This is a genomic window from Agrobacterium vitis (assembly GCF_014926405.1).
GTDB classification, from domain to species: Bacteria; Pseudomonadota; Alphaproteobacteria; order Rhizobiales; family Rhizobiaceae; genus Allorhizobium; species Allorhizobium vitis_H.
Genome location: NZ_JACXXJ020000005.1, coordinates 704289 through 719977, shown reverse-complemented (window position 1 = coordinate 719977; position 15689 = coordinate 704289). Strand labels below are relative to the sequence as shown.

The window sequence follows — 15689 nt, the reverse complement described above, 5'->3', positions numbered from 1 at the left end:
CGAAGATGCTACCGCATCCTCACCTTGAAGGCGTTTCGAATATCTCAAATGCGTCAACGGCTTGAGATATTCGAAAGAGGAACACCAACGGCCATTTTCAATGCCGTTGGTGTAACTATCGCATCTTGAGGACGGAACTGCAAATTGCCTCAGCACGTTGCAGGTGCGAAAGAGAATGGACGCACCGCAATGGCGAATCGCTATATCGCTATACAGAAATCCATACTCAGCCCCTGAATGGCTCTTGCTTGCCCGACTACCCTGCTTGAATGACAAATAATGCCGCGCCTGCGGTTTCAAAGGATGAAGAGACGTGACAGTTTTGCTCCGGGAAAAGTCCCTGCTGATCCCCATCGCCTTGGCGATCGCCGTGTTCTTCCTCGAACATTCCCTGATTGAGGCCGGGCCAACCATCAGCCTCATCGCTGCGGCAGTGTTGATTGGCGGCATATTGGTGGCCTCGATCCGGGTCGCGCATCACGCGGAAATCCTGGCTCGCCGGGTTGGCGATCCCTATGGCACAATGATCCTCACCCTGTCAGCCGTGGCCGTGGAAGTGCTGATCCTTGCCATCATGATGCAGGGCGAAAGCTCTCCTACCCTGGTGCGCGACACGATCTATTCGGCTGTGATGCTGGATATCAACGGCATTCTAGGCCTTGCCGCCCTGCTGGGCGGGCTAAAACACGGCGAACAGCCCTATAATGACGATAGCGGCAAGACCTATGGTGTGATGATCCTGACGGCCATGGGCATCTCGATGATCGTGCCCGAATTCATCCCCGTCGATAAATGGACCTATTATTCAACCTTCACCATCTTTGCCATGCTGGCGCTTTATGGGCTGTTCTTGCGCATGCAGGTCGGGCAGCACAGTTATTTCTTCAGCTACAGCTATACAGGGCGCGCCGCGCCCAAAACCGCGAAGGTCCCATCCTCTGGCATCGACACCACCACAAACGCCGCAGAACCACAGCAGGCCCCGCATGAGAGCGAAGCCCATGACGAGGAAGAAGGCAGCATTGCATCCTCCATCGCCGTCATCCTGTTTGGCGTGGTGCTGATCGGCATTCTCGCTGAATTCATGTCCGCCCTGATGACCGAGGGTCTGCGCGATACCGGCGCGCCGCCGACAATCATGGCCATCGTCGTTGCCACCATTTCGGCTGCCCCCGAAATTATGACCGCCCTGAAGGCGGCTTTGCGCAACCGTATGCAGGCCACCGTCAACATCGCCATGGGGGCATCGCTGTCGACCGTTATCCTGACAGTGCCGGTCATGGAGGCCATTGCCCTTTACACCGGCCAGCCCTTCATCATGGCGATGACCCCGGTGCAGACGGTGATGGTGCTGATCACCCTTGTTGCGGCGGCCATCAACCTCAACGATGGCGAGACCAATGCCATCGAGGGCATGACCCATTTCATCCTGTTTGCCACCTTCATCATGCTGTCTGCTCTGGGCCTTTGATGGCAGCGGTTTCCGGTCAAAATCCAGTCACAAGATTTTGATGCCGGAACCTTTCTTGCAAACACTCGTTGCGGTTATGTGATCGGGTCGTTACCCGGTCCGCCGCATTGTCACCACGATGAAGGGCAAAAACCGACCTGCTGGGCAGGACGCAAACCGGGAGCCGGGACCTTGAAAAGATTAGATGTCCTAGACGGAATGCGGGGATATTTCCTTGTATTCATGATGTTGAACCACCTGATCTTCACGGGCGGCTATCTGCTGGTAGAGGTCAATCACCGCAACCTGACCTTTGTCGAGGATGCGCAGGGCTTTGTGTTCATGTCCGGACTGCTGGTCGGCATGGTCTATGGCCGCAAGATGCTGAAAAGCGGCTATGAAGCGGGACGCGAGCGGATCTGGGCGCGAGCGCTGGAGCTTTATCGCTATGCCATGGGCATTATTCTGCTGGTCCTCGTGGCCCGATTCGTGCTGCCGGGTGCCGTAGGGATCTGGCACGACTGGCTGGGCGAAGTGTCGCTCAGCGATCCACTGCGCCTCGCCTCAATCGCCACATTCCTGTTCCAGCCGACCTATATGGATATCCTGCCGCAATATATCATCTACATGGTGTTTGCGCCGGTCTTGATCTGGCTCTGCATTACCGGTCGCTGGGCCAGCGTCGCTATCGGCTCATTGGTCGTCTGGATGGCAGGCCAGCTTGGTCTGCACCGCCTGATCACCTACCCGCTCGATGCCTGGCTGGGTGCTGCCGAAAAGGAAGGTATTCGCGCCAGCTTCAACCTGCTGGGCTGGCAGATCGTATTTTTCGGTGGCCTGATTGCCGGAAGCCTGACGGCGACGGGCAATATCAACTGGAGCAAGGTGTTCAGCCCGGAAAAGACACTGATCCCCAAGACGGCCCTCGCCATCCTCATCTTCTTCCTGCCGCTCAGGATCATGACCGCCCACGGGCTGATGCCGGATGTCGTGCTGCAAAAGTTCGGCACGATGGAAGTGCGCGCCGATTTCGGCCCGGTCTATCTGCTGAATTTCGCCGCCATGGCCAGTCTGGTTGCCTGGTTGCTGATTGCTGGTCCGAAATATGACAGCGCTATCGTCCGCAAGACCGCAAGCGTGGTCAACAGTGTCTTCAGCCTCAGCTTCTTGCAATTGCTGGGCCGTCACTCCCTGCATGTGTATCTCTGGCATGTTCTGGTGGTGTTTGCGGTGCGCTATATCGATGGCCGGATCGGACCGTTCTCGGAACTGTCGAAAACCGCGATTGCCGTGTTCTGCGTGTCGCTTCTGGCTCTGCCAGCGCTTTACCGCGAACGCGACATCCATTTTGCCCCGGCCCCGCAACCAAAACCGGTTCCGGCTCCCGCCCCGGCAGGAAAGCAGATGCAGAACGCCTGACCGGTGCTGCAGATAGATCAATAGAAAAAGGGCGGGATGGCATCACCATCCCGCCCTTTCCTTTTATGTCTTGCAACAATGATTATTTGCAGGCGGCGCAGAAGCGCTGAATGCGCTTGCAGGCTTCTTCCAGCAGGGCTTCCGAGGTCGCATAGGAAATGCGGAAATTCGGACCAAGACCAAAGGCGCTGCCATGCACCACGGCTACGCCTTCGGTTTCCAGCAGTTCGGTGACGAAATCCTCATCGGTTTCCAGAACCTTGCCCGACGGCGCGGTCTTTCCCATCAGGCCTGCGCAGGACGGATAGACATAGAAAGCCCCTTCCGGCGACGGGCATACGATACCCTTGGCCTGGTTGAGCATCGAGACCACCAGATCACGGCGACCTTCGAAGATCTTCTTGTTTTCCGGAATGAAGTCCTGGGTGCCGTTCAACGCTTCCACAGCCGCCCACTGAGCGATAGAGCAAGCGCCCGACGTCTGCTGACCCTGGATCATGTCCATCGCCTTGATCAACGGCAGCGGGCCTGCGGCATAGCCGATCCGCCAGCCGGTCATCGCATAGGCCTTGGACACGCCGTTCATGGTCAGCGTGCGGTCATAGAGCTTGGGCTCCACTTCCGCTGGCGTGGTGAATTTGAAGTCACCATAGACCAGGTGCTCGTACATGTCGTCGGTCAGGACCCAGACCTGCTCGTGGCGCAACAGCACATCGGTCAGTGCCTTCAGCTCGGCCTCGGTATAGGCAGCACCCGACGGGTTGGACGGCGAGTTGAACAGGAACCACTTGGTCTTCGGCGTGATCGCCTTTTCGAGATCTTCAGCCGTCAGCTTGAAGTTATTCTCCTGCGTGGTGGGAACGAAGACAGGCATGCCGCCGCACAGCGCCACCATTTCCGGATAGGAGACCCAGTAAGGCGTCGGAATGATCACTTCATCGCCGGCGTTCAGCGTCGCCATGAAGGCATTGAACAGGATCTGCTTGCCACCGGTGCCGACAATCGTCTGCTCCGGCTTGTAGTCCAGATTGTTCTCGCGCTTGTATTTGTCGGCAATCGCTTTGCGCAGTTCCGGAATGCCCGAGATCGGCGTGTACTTGGTCTCGCCGCGATGGATGGCGTCGATGGCGGCCTGCTTGATGTTGTCGGGCGTATCGAAGTCCGGTTCGCCCGCGCCAAGGCCGATCACGTCACGGCCTTTCGCTTTCAGTTCACGAGCTTTCTGCGACACGGCAATGGTGGCGGAAGGCTTAACACGGGAAAGGGCGTCGGCAAGAAAAGCCATGAAATTATCCTGAAGCTGTTGATCGATTGCAAACCTTGGTTTGCCCAAGGCTTCAGGTTACAGCTGTATGACAATTCTGCCTGCCCGGATCAAGCGGAAACGGCCAGTGCCGATGCTTTTCTTGTCACCGTGACAGGACCGCACAAAAACCACCACCAAGGATGCTGGCCAGGACGACAGAAAGCTCCGTTAACCGGTCGGAATGGCCAAATGTTAACGCGCCACAATATCGCCTCAATTTTTGCAGTGCAGTGCCGCAATTCGGTCCCTTTGCCGACGATTTCGACCGGCTTTTATCATCCTGCGGTTGGGCAGAAGGAAGCGGCGAGATGAGACGGAACAGGACGGAAAATACCCCCTCGAAACCCTGGGATTTTAGCCGGAAAACCATGTTCGCGGCCTGGATTGCGCTGGCGGCTTTGACCCTGCCGACCGCATGGGTTTCGGCAGCCCCGGCAAGCGGGCAATCGGCCCCTTCAGTGGCGGCAAGCACGACGCCCGGCCAACCATCCGTCGATACGATGGAAACCGGCAGCATTGCCCTGCCGATCACCCAGAAAGATCTGCTGAGCAATACACTTGCCCGCAACAACGGCGTCGACCGAGCCGTGGCTGGCACCGTTTCCTCCGTGCATGTCCCGGGCTATCTCTCGGTATTGGCCGACCGCCGCGTTCTTGCCCTGCTCAGCCTGTTCGGTCTGCTGGTCGTCTGGCTTAACCGGGCACCGCCAAAAAACAATCAGGATCTGTAGATCGTTTCCGCAGGGAAGTTTCGTATTTTTTGAAACACCTGAAAACAACCCTGGGATGGTCCAAAACAGCCATCGCTGTTCTTGCGGCCATTGATGACGCCTGATAGAGGCACCGCATTGCCTGCGTAGCCAAAATACCAGCCGCAGGGCAGGATCAGGATGTTTCAGTGACCCGTATTCAGGCCAATCTCCTTCTACTTCTGGCTGCCGCCATCTGGGGCGGTGGGTTCGTGGCGCAATCCACCGCCATGGATCATCTGGGCGCCAACTGGTTCAACGCCCTGCGATTTGGCATTGCAACACTCGTTCTGCTGCCTTTTGCCGTGCTCGAAAGCCGACGTAGCCGCGACAGATTGTCGGTGGGTGACGTGAGGATGTTCGTCATTATCGGCGTCCTGCTGTTTGCCGCCCAGACCGCCCAGCAATTTGGCCTGAAAACCACCACCGTCACCAATGCCAGCTTCCTCACCGGCCTCTATGTAGTGATCGTGCCAGTCATGGCGGTGGTGTTTCTTCGGCACCGGCCCCATTGGATCATCTGGCCAGCGGCTTTGGCCGCCCTGCTCGGCATCCTTCTGCTCAGCGGCGGCAGCCTGTCAGCACTGAGTACCGGCGACGGCCTGACCATCCTGTGCGCCGGGTTTTTCGCGGTGCAAATCCTGCTGACAGGCCGGATTATCCAGACCCTGTCGCGGCCCTTGGCGCTTGCCGCCATCCAGTTTGCCGTCACCGCCCTGCTCTGCACGCTCGCCGCCCTCAGCCTGGAGCCGATCAGCTTTGCCGATATCGAGAATTCGATGACGCAGATCCTTTATGGCGGCCTGTTGTCGAGCGGATTGGCCTTCAGCCTGCAAATCATTGGCCAGCGCTACACATCCTCGTCTCAGGCGGCGATTTTCATGTCGTCGGAGGCGCTGTTTGGTGCGCTCCTGGGCGCTGTCATCCTGCATGAATCCCTGGCGCCAATCGGCTATCTCGGCTGTGCCCTGATGTTTCTCGCCATGCTGGCAGTGGAAATCGTACCTGAATGGGGCAAACAGCGCGCTGTCAGGCAATAAATTTTAAGTCACGCCTTATTTTACAACTTTGAAAAACTTTACCGCTGCAACCGGCATATTGAGGATGAATTACATCGTCCACGATGCAGTTTCCGCAATTTTCGGCGAAATCAGCACAGATTTGGCCCGGAAAGGCACGAATTGCTCCGGCTTGAACCATGCCAGATCATAGATTGGTAAAAAAACTTTTGCTTGCCAATTTCCCACAAACCAAGCACTCTTGAAGGGTTCGGGCAATTTAAAGGCGCGGAAAGATCTAAATTTCGACTGGCACCGGAGACGCAGAAGTTCCGGGCATCCATAAGGGGATACGACTGGCGTCGTTCACAGCTTGTGGCTGCGGTAACAGGGACCTTTCCTCACAATTTAAACTTGCTCGCCTAGACCCCTGCCTCGACCCTGGGCGGGATTGAGCAATGCTGTCCGCCGATCCCGGACAGAGACAAAAGGACCTGACGCATGGCCGAAACTGGCATTGTAAAATTCTTCAACAACGACAAAGGCTTCGGCTTTATCAAGCCGGACAATGGCGGTGCGGATATTTTCGTCCACATCTCCGCCGTTCAGGCTTCCGGTCTGAACGGGCTGAGTGAAAATCAAAAAGTAAGCTTCGATACGGAACCGGACCGCCGCGGCAAGGGACCAAAGGCCGTCAATCTGCAAATCGCAGGCTGAGACCCTCGTTCACACATTTCATTTCGCCCAGCGGCCCGGCAAGTTTTGCCGGGTTTTTTCTACCCTTCAAAGACCTTTTCAAAGGCCTTTCAGAAACGGATTGCTGCGGCGCTCGTCGCCGATCCGACTGCCGGGGCCGTGACCGCAAATGAAGCCGACATCGTCCCCCAATGGCAAGACCTTGTCTCGGATCGAAGCCAGCAATTGCTGATGATTGCCGCCCGGCAGATCTGTGCGGCCAATGGAACCGTTGAACAGCACATCGCCCAGATGGGCGAAATTCTGGACGCGATTGAAAAACACCACATGACCAGGTGCATGGCCGGGGCAATGCAGCACCTCAAATTCATGACCGGAAAAGCCAACGACGTCGCCCTCTTCCAGAAAGCGGTCGGGCGTCACATTGCGCAGCTTGATGGGAAGATTGAAGCGGGCGCTCTGCCCCTCCAGCGCATCCAGCAGCACCTTGTCGTCGCGATGCGGGCCGATAATCTGGATGCCGAGCGCGTCCTTGAGGTCTTCTGCGCCGCCGGCATGATCGAGATGGCCGTGGGTCAGCCAGATCTCCTTCAGGGTAATGCCGTTTTCCCGCACCATGCGCAGGATCTCCTCGACATCGCCGCCCGGATCGACCACCACACCTTCCTTTGTCTCGCTATCGAAGAAAACCGTGCAATTCTGCTGAAATGGCGTAACGGGAATAATCCCGGCCTGAAGCTGTCCCATACTTAACCTCTGACGATCGGCGTGCCGCGAACCAATGGCGGCCTTGATACGTCATATACAGCATCAAACTGAAAAGTGGACAGCGGTCTCGCGGAAAAGCTTATAGTAATCTCGCATCAAGCAGCGTCTCATACCATCGAAGATGGTCAGGGTACGGCGACCATTTCGGCTTCGGCCGAATGAAGGTTCGGCATCATTACATTGCCGACCAGAAGCGCTGCCACGGCGATTTTTAAGGTGAAAACCAGGATCATCACCGGCTTCAGGGTGTTTTCGACGGCCTGTGCGACAGGAATGTCGGACGAGAATTCCGGTACGGTCTCCGACGCGAGATTTGATGACATTGCAGTCAGCCTCTTGTTCTACCAGTGCATGAAAATGCCAAAGCATCCTCATCGCCTTGAAGGGATCGCGACTGTCTCCATCGACAATCGCCACCCCGTTCCCCATCTATTGTCCTCATAAAGCCTTGAGCGGAGCTTTGGTTGCATGGCCTTGAAAATATTTCTCAGGCAGAAAAGCCTCTTTTGACGGCATCTTTGGAAAACCGGCTTTTTTAATAGCGTTTTGATCGCACTCGTCATAGTTTTGCACCGAATTTCAAGTGCATGGACCACGCCGAAGCACCGCCGCGGTGCCATGACCGGTAGAAAAAGGAATTGAAACACGTGCAGAAAACGTCATCGGTAAGAACGGCGAAAAAACAGCTGCCGGACATGCCGCATATCGACGATAAAAGCATCGATTTCGAAACGATCGAGGCATTCTTCTTCGCCTATCGTGATTTCATTTCCGATCCGGACGAGATTTTGGCCAAGCTGGGCTATGGCCGCGCCCATCACCGGGCGGTGCATTTCGTCAACCGCCAGCCGGGCATGACAGTGGCCGACCTTCTGGGGTTGCTTCGCATCACCAAGCAAAGCCTCGCCCGGGTTCTGAAGGAATTGATCGACGAGGGCTATATTCGACAAATGACCGGCCCCGCCGACCGGCGCCAACGCCGCCTCTACCCGACACTGGCCGGACGCGAACTGGCGCTGGCTCTGTCGGACCCGCAATCGCGCCGGATTGCCCGTGCCTTCGAAGGGTTTTCAGGCGAACAGAGACAGGCCGTTCGCACTTTTCTGGCTGCCATGCGCAGTGAGAATGGCGCGGCAACCCCGCTAGATCAGGAGCCTTGAGCAGTATGAAGCGTATTGACCTGACCGACGATGCCCCGCACCTGCTTGTTGTCGATGACGATACACGCATCCGCGATCTCTTGCATCGCTACCTGACCGAGCAGGGCTTTCGCGTCACTGTCGCTGCTGAAGCGCAGGAAGCCCGCCGCAAGCTGGCGGGCTTGGCCTATGACCTGCTGATCGTTGATGTGATGATGCCCGGCGAAAACGGCTTGTCGCTGACAAAATCGCTGAGCGGCGAGATCAATGCGCCGATCATTCTTCTGACGGCCCGCACAGAAGCCGATTCGCGTATCGCCGGGCTGGAGGCAGGCGCCGACGACTATCTGGCCAAGCCCTTCGACCCGCGCGAACTGGTGCTGCGCATCAACAATATCCTGCGGCGCAACACCGGCGCCGATACGCCGAAAATCGAACAGGTAATGTTCGGCCCCTATACATTCTCCATCCTGCGCAAGGAGCTGAAAAAGGGGCCAGAGGTCATTCATCTGACCGACCGCGAACAGGATATCATGCTGCTGTTTGCCAACCGGGCCGGTGATACCATTCCGCGCCACGAGCTGGTGGGCGAGGATACCGATGTCGGTGAACGCACCATCGACGTGCAGATCAACCGGCTGCGCCGCAAGATCGAAGACGACCCGGCCAATCCGGTCTGGCTGCAAACCGTGCGCGGCATCGGTTATCGCCTCAGCCGGGATTAGAGCATCGGACCGAAAAGTGGGAACCGGTTTTCGGATGAATCCGATGCGCAAACAAAAATTTAGAGCATCGTTCTGATGCTCTAAAGGCTGCATCCGACCAGCAGCGGTCAACCATAACGGAAACGACCATGACGTTCAGGCAAGCCTTCAGCCGATTGAAATACCGGCGCATTTCGTGGATCGACCTGCGCTGGTTCAGCCGCTGGCTGCGCCGCCAGTTTCCGACCGGCCTGTTTGCCCGTGCCCTGCTGATCATCATCCTGCCGATGCTGATCCTCCAGACCGTCTTGCTGTTCGTGTTCATGGAGCGCCACTGGCAGATGGTGACGCAACGCCTGTCCGCCGCCGTCACCCGTGACATTGCCACGGTGATCGTCTTGCTTGAAACCTATCCCCAGGACGCAGCCAACACGCTGAAAATTGCCAATTCCAAGCTGGGTCTGGTCGCCTCGCTGGAAAAGAACGGCGAATTGCCCGCCCCTCGCCCCAAGCCATTCTTTTCGATTCTCGATCAATTGCTCAGCGATGAATTGCGCAACCAGATCAAGCGGCCCTTCTGGATCGATACCGTTGGCGATTCGCCGCTGATCGAAATCCGTATCCAGTTGAATGGCGAGGTGCTGCGGATTTTCGCCCGGCGCAACCAGGCCTATGCCTCCAATACCCATATCTTCCTGTTGTGGATGTTCGGCACGTCGCTGGTGCTGATCGTTATCGCCACACTGTTCCTGCGCGGCCAGATCCGCCCGATCCTGTCGCTGGCCGAGGCCGCCGAAAGCTTTGGCAAGGGGCAGAAGCCCGCCAAAGAGTTCAGTCCGCGTGGCGCCGATGAAATCCGCCGGGCAGGCCTCGCCTTCATTCTGATGCGTGAGCGCATCGAGCGGCAGATGGAACAGCGCACCGCCATGCTGACCGGCGTCAGTCACGACCTGCGCACCATCCTCACACGGTTCAAGTTGCAATTGGCGTTAGCAGGCGACAATCCCGATCTTGAACCGTTGAATGAAGATGTCGAGGCCATGCAAACGATGCTGGAAGGCTATATGGCCTTTGCCAAGGGTGAGGCCGAGGAGAATTTCGGCCCCTTCAGCCTGAAGGACATGCTGGAGAAAATCAGCGCCGATTACCGGCTGCACGGCAAGACCTTCAGCTATGTGATTGAGGGGGACGAGCAGATTCGGGTGCGTCCGAATGCCTTCTGGCGGCTGGTGGGCAATCTTGCCGCCAATGGCCGCCGCTATGCCAATACCATGCATGTCGAAGCCCGCCACGGGGCCAAATGGCTGACCATCGTCTTCGATGATGATGGTCCCGGCATTCCCGCCCAATCCCGCGACGATGTGTTCAAGCCGTTTTTCCGGCTCGACGAGGCCCGCAACCAGGATGCGTCAGGCACCGGACTTGGCCTTGCCATTGCCCGCGACATCGCCCGCAGCCATGGCGGCAATGTCACGCTTGGCGACAGCCCACTGGGGGGCCTGCGCGCCACGATCCGTATTCCAGTTTAACACCGTAGGCCGGTTACGGAACGCCCAAGCGCGGCACACTACATCATTTTGCGCCCATTCGGCACGCCGCGCTCCACCGAAGCCAGCACGATGGCTCCGGCCTCATCCTCAAAACCGAGGGTGAGAACCTCGGACCGCACAGGCCCGATCTGGCGCGGCGGAAAATTGACCACGCCAAGCACTTGGCGGCCAACAAGGCTTTCCAGCGTATAATGTACGGTGATCTGCGCCGATGATCGCTTGATGCCGATCTCAGGCCCGAAATCAATCCGCAGCTTGTAGGCTGGCTTGCGGGCCTCAGGAAAAGGCTCTGCCTCAATGATCGTCCCGACCCGGATATCGACTTTTTCGAAATCGCCATAAGTGATCTCGTCGGAGGATTTTTCCGTCCCGCTCAAGAGGCAAGCTCCTCGGCCCGGCGTTTCGCGGCGGCTATCGCCGTGTCGAATAATGGCTGCATGCCCTGGTCAGCCATCAACACTGCAAGGGCTGCGGCGGTGGTGCCGCCCGGCGAGGTAACATTCTTGCGCAGCGTGGCGGCATCGTCCGGGGACTGGTGCAACATTTCACCAGCCCCCGCGACGGTTTCCCGCGCAAGACGCATGGCGAGGTCCGCTGGCAGACCGGCTTTACGGCCTGCCTCAGCCATGCACTCGACGAGATAAAACACATAGGCCGGACCGCTGCCCGAAACGGCGGTGACCGCGTCGATATCGCTTTCGCTAGCAACCCACTCCACTGGACCGGAAACGGCCAAAAGCGCCGTCACCCGAGCCCGCTGATCTTCACTGACCTCGCTATTGGCATAAGCGCCGGTCACACCGCGCCCAACCATCGCAGGCGTATTGGGCATGGCGCGGACCATGGCCGCAACCCCCAAATGGGTTTCCATGAAAGACAGGGTCTTTCCGGCAGCCACGGACACCACAACCGTATCGGCACCCACCAGCGGCTTGAGCGGCGCAAGTACCGCCTCCATCACCTGCGGCTTGACGGCCAGAAACAGCAGACCAGCCACGATATCGTCCGGTGCCTGCGTGAGATGACGCACGCCAGCCTGGGTAAACCGCTCCTTGGCGGCATCACTCGCGCCGGGATCGATGACGATCACCGTCGACGGATCGACGCCGTTCTTCAGCCAGCCGGACAGCATGGCGCCGCCCATATTGCCGGCGCCGACAAGAACGATCGGACCCGAGGTCTGCGCACTTCCCATGATCAGGCCTCGCCAACCGTGGTGAACAGCACCGCATCCATGGCTGACTTGGCATCGAGCCCCGACCAGACGACGAACTGGAACGCCTGAAAATAGGTCTCGCAGGCCTCGACTGCGCTGGACAACAGCACTTCAACCTGCTGGTTGGTCGGCTCGGCACCACCGGCCAACAGCAGCGACTGGCGGAAGATCACCACGTCTTCCTGGCGCCACAGATCGAAATGGCCCATCAGCACCTGACCATTGATATGCGACAGAAGCCGGATGATCTCGTTGACCCTGGGTTCCGGCACCCTGATATCGAAGGCGCAGGCCAGATGCAGCGCCTCGCATTCCTCCATCCAGGAGAAGGAGACGTGATAGGCAGCCCAGCGGCCATCCACGGTCATGGCGATTTCATCTTCGCCGGACCGCTCGAAAGACCAGTCATTATTGGAGGCCACATACTCGATCGTATCGACCGGGTTGGACTGACGTTCAAATTGAAATTCCATTAGGCTCATGCCGCACCTTCTAAACCGGGAATGCCCTTGTGATGACGACACGCTGACACCATCGACAAACCACAACGCACTGACCGGAAATACGCTTCGAATGACACCCGATAGCCCCAGAATGCTTGCGGCACCCTGCCCGAAACTGGTCGGGTTCGTTTCGAATCATCATTTAAAATCAGTGTATAGCGGGCACTGCCCCAAACCAGCCCCTCCCCGCCGATTTCACGAGCGTCACTGTGGACAGCGCGTGTATCAACACCCCGATGCACAGGCTTAACTGACTCATGGAATTGCCTTTTTTGGAACAATCCACATGTGGAAAAAAAACGTAAGCAATCATTAACCACAATGCCCGGTTAACGCTTCGATGCCCCCATAGCGCACATAAAAAACGGCTGCGCGCGAGCACAACCGCTGGATAGCGTGATTGATGATTTGCAAGTCTATCTACGGGCAAACAGGCCGAAGCCTGATTGTTCCGTATATGTGATCAGTGAGTCGAATCAGGGATCGCAGTCGCACTGGCTTGCGCTTCCAGCGCTTCGATGCGGGCCTTGAGGGCTTCGTTTTCTTCCAATGCCTTCAAGGCCATTTCGCGCACCACGTCGAATTCCTCGCGGCGCACCACGTCCAGGCTGTTCAGCCAGCGCTCGGCCTGGGCATGCAAGGCGGTTTCCGCTTCCTTGCGCACACCCTGGGCGGCGCCAGCGGCATCGGTCATCAACTTGGCGAATTCATCCATGATACGGCTTGTTCCGGTGCTCATGATCGTGTTCCTTACGCTCCACCACAAGGCGCCCGACTGGGGCGCGGCATTCTCTGGAGGTAGGGATTCGGGGCAGGCTATGCAAGAGAAAACGCCCTGGGGATGATCGGTCTTTGCATTCACCGCCTCAACACAGGGCAGGACGTGCCAAACATCGCTCAAAAGCACCTGACCGCCCTTTGCACAGATCATTCCGGATCTCATGTCTTTTTTTAAGCTCTCGGTGCAATTTTCACCTTAATCAGAGCGGATCACATCCATCAGGCAGATTCACCTTGACCAGCGCAAGCCTGCCCGCCATTTTTCGGAGAAATCGAATGAAAGCATATCCTTGAACACAGTAGCCAGCCTTTTCGCCATTCTGCCCTATCCGCAGATCGACCCGATTGCCCTCAGCATCGGCCCCGTTGCCATTCGCTGGTATGGGCTGGCCTATGTTACGGGCATTCTCATCGGTTGGTGGCTGGCGCGCCGGATGATCGCCAATCTGTCGCTCTGGCCCGGCAATGCCACTCCGATCACCGAAAAGCATCTGGATGACTTTCTGGTCTGGGCGGCGATCGGCATAGTGCTGGGCGGGCGGATCGGCTATATCCTGTTCTATGACCTGCAACCGGTGCTGGACAATCCTGTCGTGGCACTGGAAATCTGGCGCGGCGGCATGTCCTTCCATGGCGGCCTGACCGGGGCTACGCTGGCAATGATCGTCTTTGCCCGCCGCAACGGTCTGCCCGTATGGATGCTGTTCGACCTTGTGGCCTGTGTCGCCCCCATCGGTCTTTTCTTCGGGCGGATCGCCAATTTCATCAATGGCGAATTGTGGGGCCGGATCAGCGATGTCGCCTGGGCCATGCAGTTCCCGACCGGCGGTCCCTTCACTCGCCATCCGAGCCAGCTTTATGAAGCAGCACTGGAAGGCCTTGTGCTGTTTGTGCTGCTGCAAGTGCTTGCCCGCCAGTTCCACGCGCTGAAAACCTCTGGCGTCATCAGCGGCGTGTTTATCTGCGGCTATGCGTTGGCGCGTATTTTTGTCGAATTTTTCCGGGAACCAGATGAGCAGCTCGGCTATCTGGTAGGTGGCTGGTTAACCATGGGCATGGTACTCTCTCTGCCGATGCTGGCGCTGGGGCTGTGGGCCGTCTGGCGGGCAAGACGTGCCGGGCGCAGCCAAGAGCCGTCAGGACTAAAGGGATGAATCGGGAAACGCTGACCATGACCACCACGCTTGGTGATAAGATCAAGGCGCTCATCCGGTTGAACGGTCCGTTGAGCGTCACGGATTACTTTGCTCTCTGCCTCGCCGATCCGGAATTCGGCTATTACAAGACCCGTGAGCCGTTCGGCACCTCGGGCGATTTTATCACCGGGCCGGAAATCAGCCAGATCTTCGGTGAGATGATCGGGGTTTTCATTGTCCATGCTTGGCAGCGCCATGGCCTGCCCGCCCCCGTGCGGCTGGCCGAGGTTGGCCCCGGACGCGGCACGATGATGAGCGACATGCTGCGGGTGATCGCCCGGCTTGCCCCTGATCTCTACCGGGATTCCACTGTGCATCTGGTGGAAACCAGCGACCGGCTGCGCCAGATCCAGCGCAACAGCCTGGAACCGCATATCGAAAAGATTGACTGGCATGACAGCTTTGGCGATGTGCCGGAAGGCTTCGTGCTGGTGGTGGCCAATGAGCTGTTCGACGCCATTCCCATCCGCCAGTTCGTCAAGCTCGGCCCGCATTACCGCGAACGCATGGTCAGCCTCGGCTTAGACGACGAGCTGATCTTCTCGACCGGGGTTGCGACACTCGATCCGGCTCTTCTGCCGCCGGGCGCCAGCGCCCAGCCTGACGGTACGGTGTTTGAGTTTTCACCTGCCCGCCGCGCCGTGATGGCGGCCATGTGCGAGCGGCTGAAGGCCGAAGGCGGGGCGGCACTGATCATCGATTACGGCCATATCTCCACCGGTTTCGGCGATACGCTGCAAGCCTTGCGCGCCCATGATTACGATCCGCCGCTGGCCAATCCCGGCATTGCCGACCTGACCAGCCATGTCGATTTCGAGGATCTGGCCCGCACCGCCCTTGCCGCCGGGGTCACGCCCAGCGGTTGCCTGCGCCAGGGCGATTTCCTGCTCGGCCTTGGCATCAAGGAACGAGCCGGAATTCTTGGACGCGGCAAGGACGAGGTCACCCAGCTTGAACTGGCCGAGGCCGTCAACCGTCTGGCCGGTGCCGGGGTCGGGCGGATGGGCGAATTGTTCAAGGTGCTTGCCCTCTCCAGCCCCACCCTGTCTCTCGCCCCGTTCCGGCCCCTGCCCCAGGCGGATCTTTAGCTCACGCCGAGCTTTGACCCTGGCCGAGCTTTGACCCTGGATTGACAGATTACCGCAGTGATGGTCACATCCGGCCAAATCGCCGGATCTGACCACGCTGCGGGCAAAATCCTGGACATAATGCCGA

Annotated in this window: 17 protein-coding genes; 10 read left to right on the top strand and 7 right to left on the bottom strand. The window is 58.1% G+C overall.

All coding sequences use genetic code 11. The features are described from left to right. Positions 1-322 precede the first annotated feature (322 nt). Both IEI95_RS14400 and IEI95_RS14395 read left to right on the top strand, forming a co-directional pair. Positions 323-1471 carry a calcium:cation antiporter gene (locus IEI95_RS14400; protein WP_420481801.1) on the top strand — a complete coding sequence of 383 codons (1149 nt, stop codon included), beginning with the start codon at positions 323-325 and terminating at the stop codon, positions 1469-1471. A 171-nt stretch (positions 1472-1642) separates the two neighbouring features. Continuing rightward, complete coding sequence (locus tag IEI95_RS14395) at positions 1643-2869, top strand: OpgC family protein (RefSeq protein ID WP_234891077.1); 1227 nt, start codon at positions 1643-1645, stop codon at positions 2867-2869. A gap of 82 nt (positions 2870-2951) precedes the next feature. On the opposite strand, the gene IEI95_RS14390 is transcribed toward IEI95_RS14395, so the two are convergent. Further along, positions 2952-4154 (bottom strand): pyridoxal phosphate-dependent aminotransferase, encoded by a 1203-nt coding sequence (locus IEI95_RS14390; RefSeq protein ID WP_156534593.1) that lies wholly within the window; start codon positions 4152-4154, stop codon positions 2952-2954. A 329-nt stretch (positions 4155-4483) separates the two neighbouring features. Here IEI95_RS14390 and IEI95_RS14385 point away from each other — a divergent pair, with 329 nt between their 5' ends. The 3 genes from IEI95_RS14385 (at position 4484) to IEI95_RS14375 (ending at position 6639) form a co-directional block, all read left to right on the top strand. Further along, positions 4484-4906, top strand: a complete 423-nt coding sequence (locus IEI95_RS14385; RefSeq protein ID WP_156534594.1) for a hypothetical protein — start codon at positions 4484-4486, stop codon at positions 4904-4906. Between the two features lie 167 nt (positions 4907-5073). After that, positions 5074-5964: a DMT family transporter gene (locus IEI95_RS14380; RefSeq protein ID WP_194416596.1), complete on the top strand. Its 891-nt coding sequence runs from the start codon at positions 5074-5076 to the stop codon at positions 5962-5964. A 459-nt stretch (positions 5965-6423) separates the two neighbouring features. After that, positions 6424-6639 (top strand): cold-shock protein, encoded by a 216-nt coding sequence (locus tag IEI95_RS14375; RefSeq protein WP_015916682.1) that lies wholly within the window; start codon positions 6424-6426, stop codon positions 6637-6639. Positions 6640-6717: 78 nt separating this feature from the next. On the opposite strand, the gene IEI95_RS14370 is transcribed toward IEI95_RS14375, so the two are convergent. Continuing rightward, complete coding sequence (locus IEI95_RS14370) at positions 6718-7365, bottom strand: MBL fold metallo-hydrolase (protein WP_156536972.1); 648 nt, start codon at positions 7363-7365, stop codon at positions 6718-6720. Positions 7366-7511: 146 nt separating this feature from the next. Further along, a complete protein-coding gene (locus IEI95_RS14365) occupies positions 7512-7709 on the bottom strand; it encodes a hypothetical protein (RefSeq protein ID WP_041696906.1) in 198 nt (65 codons plus the stop codon). Positions 7710-8081: 372 nt separating this feature from the next. Between IEI95_RS14365 and IEI95_RS14360 the strand changes: the two genes are divergently transcribed. From IEI95_RS14360 to IEI95_RS14350, 3 genes are all read left to right on the top strand, one after another. Continuing rightward, positions 8082-8546: a MarR family winged helix-turn-helix transcriptional regulator gene (locus IEI95_RS14360; protein WP_156534716.1), complete on the top strand. Its 465-nt coding sequence runs from the start codon at positions 8082-8084 to the stop codon at positions 8544-8546. Positions 8547-8551: 5 nt separating this feature from the next. Beyond that, complete coding sequence (locus tag IEI95_RS14355; protein ID WP_156534596.1) at positions 8552-9250, top strand: response regulator; 699 nt, start codon at positions 8552-8554, stop codon at positions 9248-9250. 128 nt (positions 9251-9378) lie between these two features. Further along, a complete protein-coding gene (locus IEI95_RS14350) occupies positions 9379-10758 on the top strand; it encodes a sensor histidine kinase (RefSeq protein WP_156534597.1) in 1380 nt (459 codons plus the stop codon). A 38-nt stretch (positions 10759-10796) separates the two neighbouring features. On the opposite strand, the gene IEI95_RS14345 is transcribed toward IEI95_RS14350, so the two are convergent. The 4 genes from IEI95_RS14345 to IEI95_RS14330 form a co-directional block, all read right to left on the bottom strand. Beyond that, the gene (locus IEI95_RS14345) at positions 10797-11156 is read right to left on the bottom strand and encodes a tRNA-binding protein (protein WP_156536973.1); all 360 of its coding nucleotides are present in this window, start codon (positions 11154-11156) and stop codon (positions 10797-10799) included. Then, the gene (gene proC / locus IEI95_RS14340) at positions 11153-11974 is read right to left on the bottom strand and encodes a pyrroline-5-carboxylate reductase (RefSeq protein ID WP_156534599.1); all 822 of its coding nucleotides are present in this window, start codon (positions 11972-11974) and stop codon (positions 11153-11155) included. The genes IEI95_RS14345 and proC overlap by 4 nt, the downstream gene beginning before the upstream one ends. A 2-nt stretch (positions 11975-11976) precedes the next feature. Beyond that, positions 11977-12477, bottom strand: a complete 501-nt coding sequence (locus tag IEI95_RS14335) for a type III secretion system chaperone family protein (RefSeq protein WP_060719829.1) — start codon at positions 12475-12477, stop codon at positions 11977-11979. A gap of 484 nt (positions 12478-12961) precedes the next feature. Then, positions 12962-13237: an accessory factor UbiK family protein gene (locus tag IEI95_RS14330; protein WP_071204546.1), complete on the bottom strand. Its 276-nt coding sequence runs from the start codon at positions 13235-13237 to the stop codon at positions 12962-12964. A gap of 331 nt (positions 13238-13568) precedes the next feature. On the opposite strand from IEI95_RS14330, the gene lgt reads away from it, so the two are divergent. Further along, the gene (gene lgt / locus IEI95_RS14325; RefSeq protein ID WP_156534601.1) at positions 13569-14432 is read left to right on the top strand and encodes a prolipoprotein diacylglyceryl transferase; all 864 of its coding nucleotides are present in this window, start codon (positions 13569-13571) and stop codon (positions 14430-14432) included. A 17-nt stretch (positions 14433-14449) separates the two neighbouring features. Further along, positions 14450-15562, top strand: coding sequence for a class I SAM-dependent methyltransferase (locus IEI95_RS14320; RefSeq protein WP_156534719.1), 1113 nt, complete (start codon positions 14450-14452; stop codon positions 15560-15562). The last annotated feature ends 127 nt before the right edge of the window (positions 15563-15689 follow it).

What these genes read in the sequence shown, in the direction of transcription:
- IEI95_RS14390 (WP_156534593.1), bottom strand. Translation starts at nt 4,154, where the DNA reads ATGGCTTTTCTTGCCGACGCCCTTTCCCGTGTTAAGCCTTCCGCCACC.
- IEI95_RS14385 (WP_156534594.1), top strand. Translation starts at nt 4,484, where the DNA reads ATGAGACGGAACAGGACGGAAAATACCCCCTCGAAACCCTGGGATTTT.
- IEI95_RS14375 (WP_015916682.1), top strand. Translation starts at nt 6,424, where the DNA reads ATGGCCGAAACTGGCATTGTAAAATTCTTCAACAACGACAAAGGCTTC.
- IEI95_RS14370 (WP_156536972.1), bottom strand. Translation starts at nt 7,365, where the DNA reads ATGGGACAGCTTCAGGCCGGGATTATTCCCGTTACGCCATTTCAGCAG.
- IEI95_RS14365 (WP_041696906.1), bottom strand. Translation starts at nt 7,709, where the DNA reads ATGTCATCAAATCTCGCGTCGGAGACCGTACCGGAATTCTCGTCCGAC.
- IEI95_RS14360 (WP_156534716.1), top strand. Translation starts at nt 8,082, where the DNA reads ATGCCGCATATCGACGATAAAAGCATCGATTTCGAAACGATCGAGGCA.
- IEI95_RS14355 (WP_156534596.1), top strand. Translation starts at nt 8,552, where the DNA reads ATGAAGCGTATTGACCTGACCGACGATGCCCCGCACCTGCTTGTTGTC.
- IEI95_RS14350 (WP_156534597.1), top strand. Translation starts at nt 9,379, where the DNA reads ATGACGTTCAGGCAAGCCTTCAGCCGATTGAAATACCGGCGCATTTCG.
- proC (WP_156534599.1), bottom strand. Translation starts at nt 11,974, where the DNA reads ATGGGAAGTGCGCAGACCTCGGGTCCGATCGTTCTTGTCGGCGCCGGC.
- IEI95_RS14335 (WP_060719829.1), bottom strand. Translation starts at nt 12,477, where the DNA reads ATGAGCCTAATGGAATTTCAATTTGAACGTCAGTCCAACCCGGTCGAT.
- IEI95_RS14330 (WP_071204546.1), bottom strand. Translation starts at nt 13,237, where the DNA reads ATGAGCACCGGAACAAGCCGTATCATGGATGAATTCGCCAAGTTGATG.
- IEI95_RS14320 (WP_156534719.1), top strand. Translation starts at nt 14,450, where the DNA reads ATGACCACCACGCTTGGTGATAAGATCAAGGCGCTCATCCGGTTGAAC.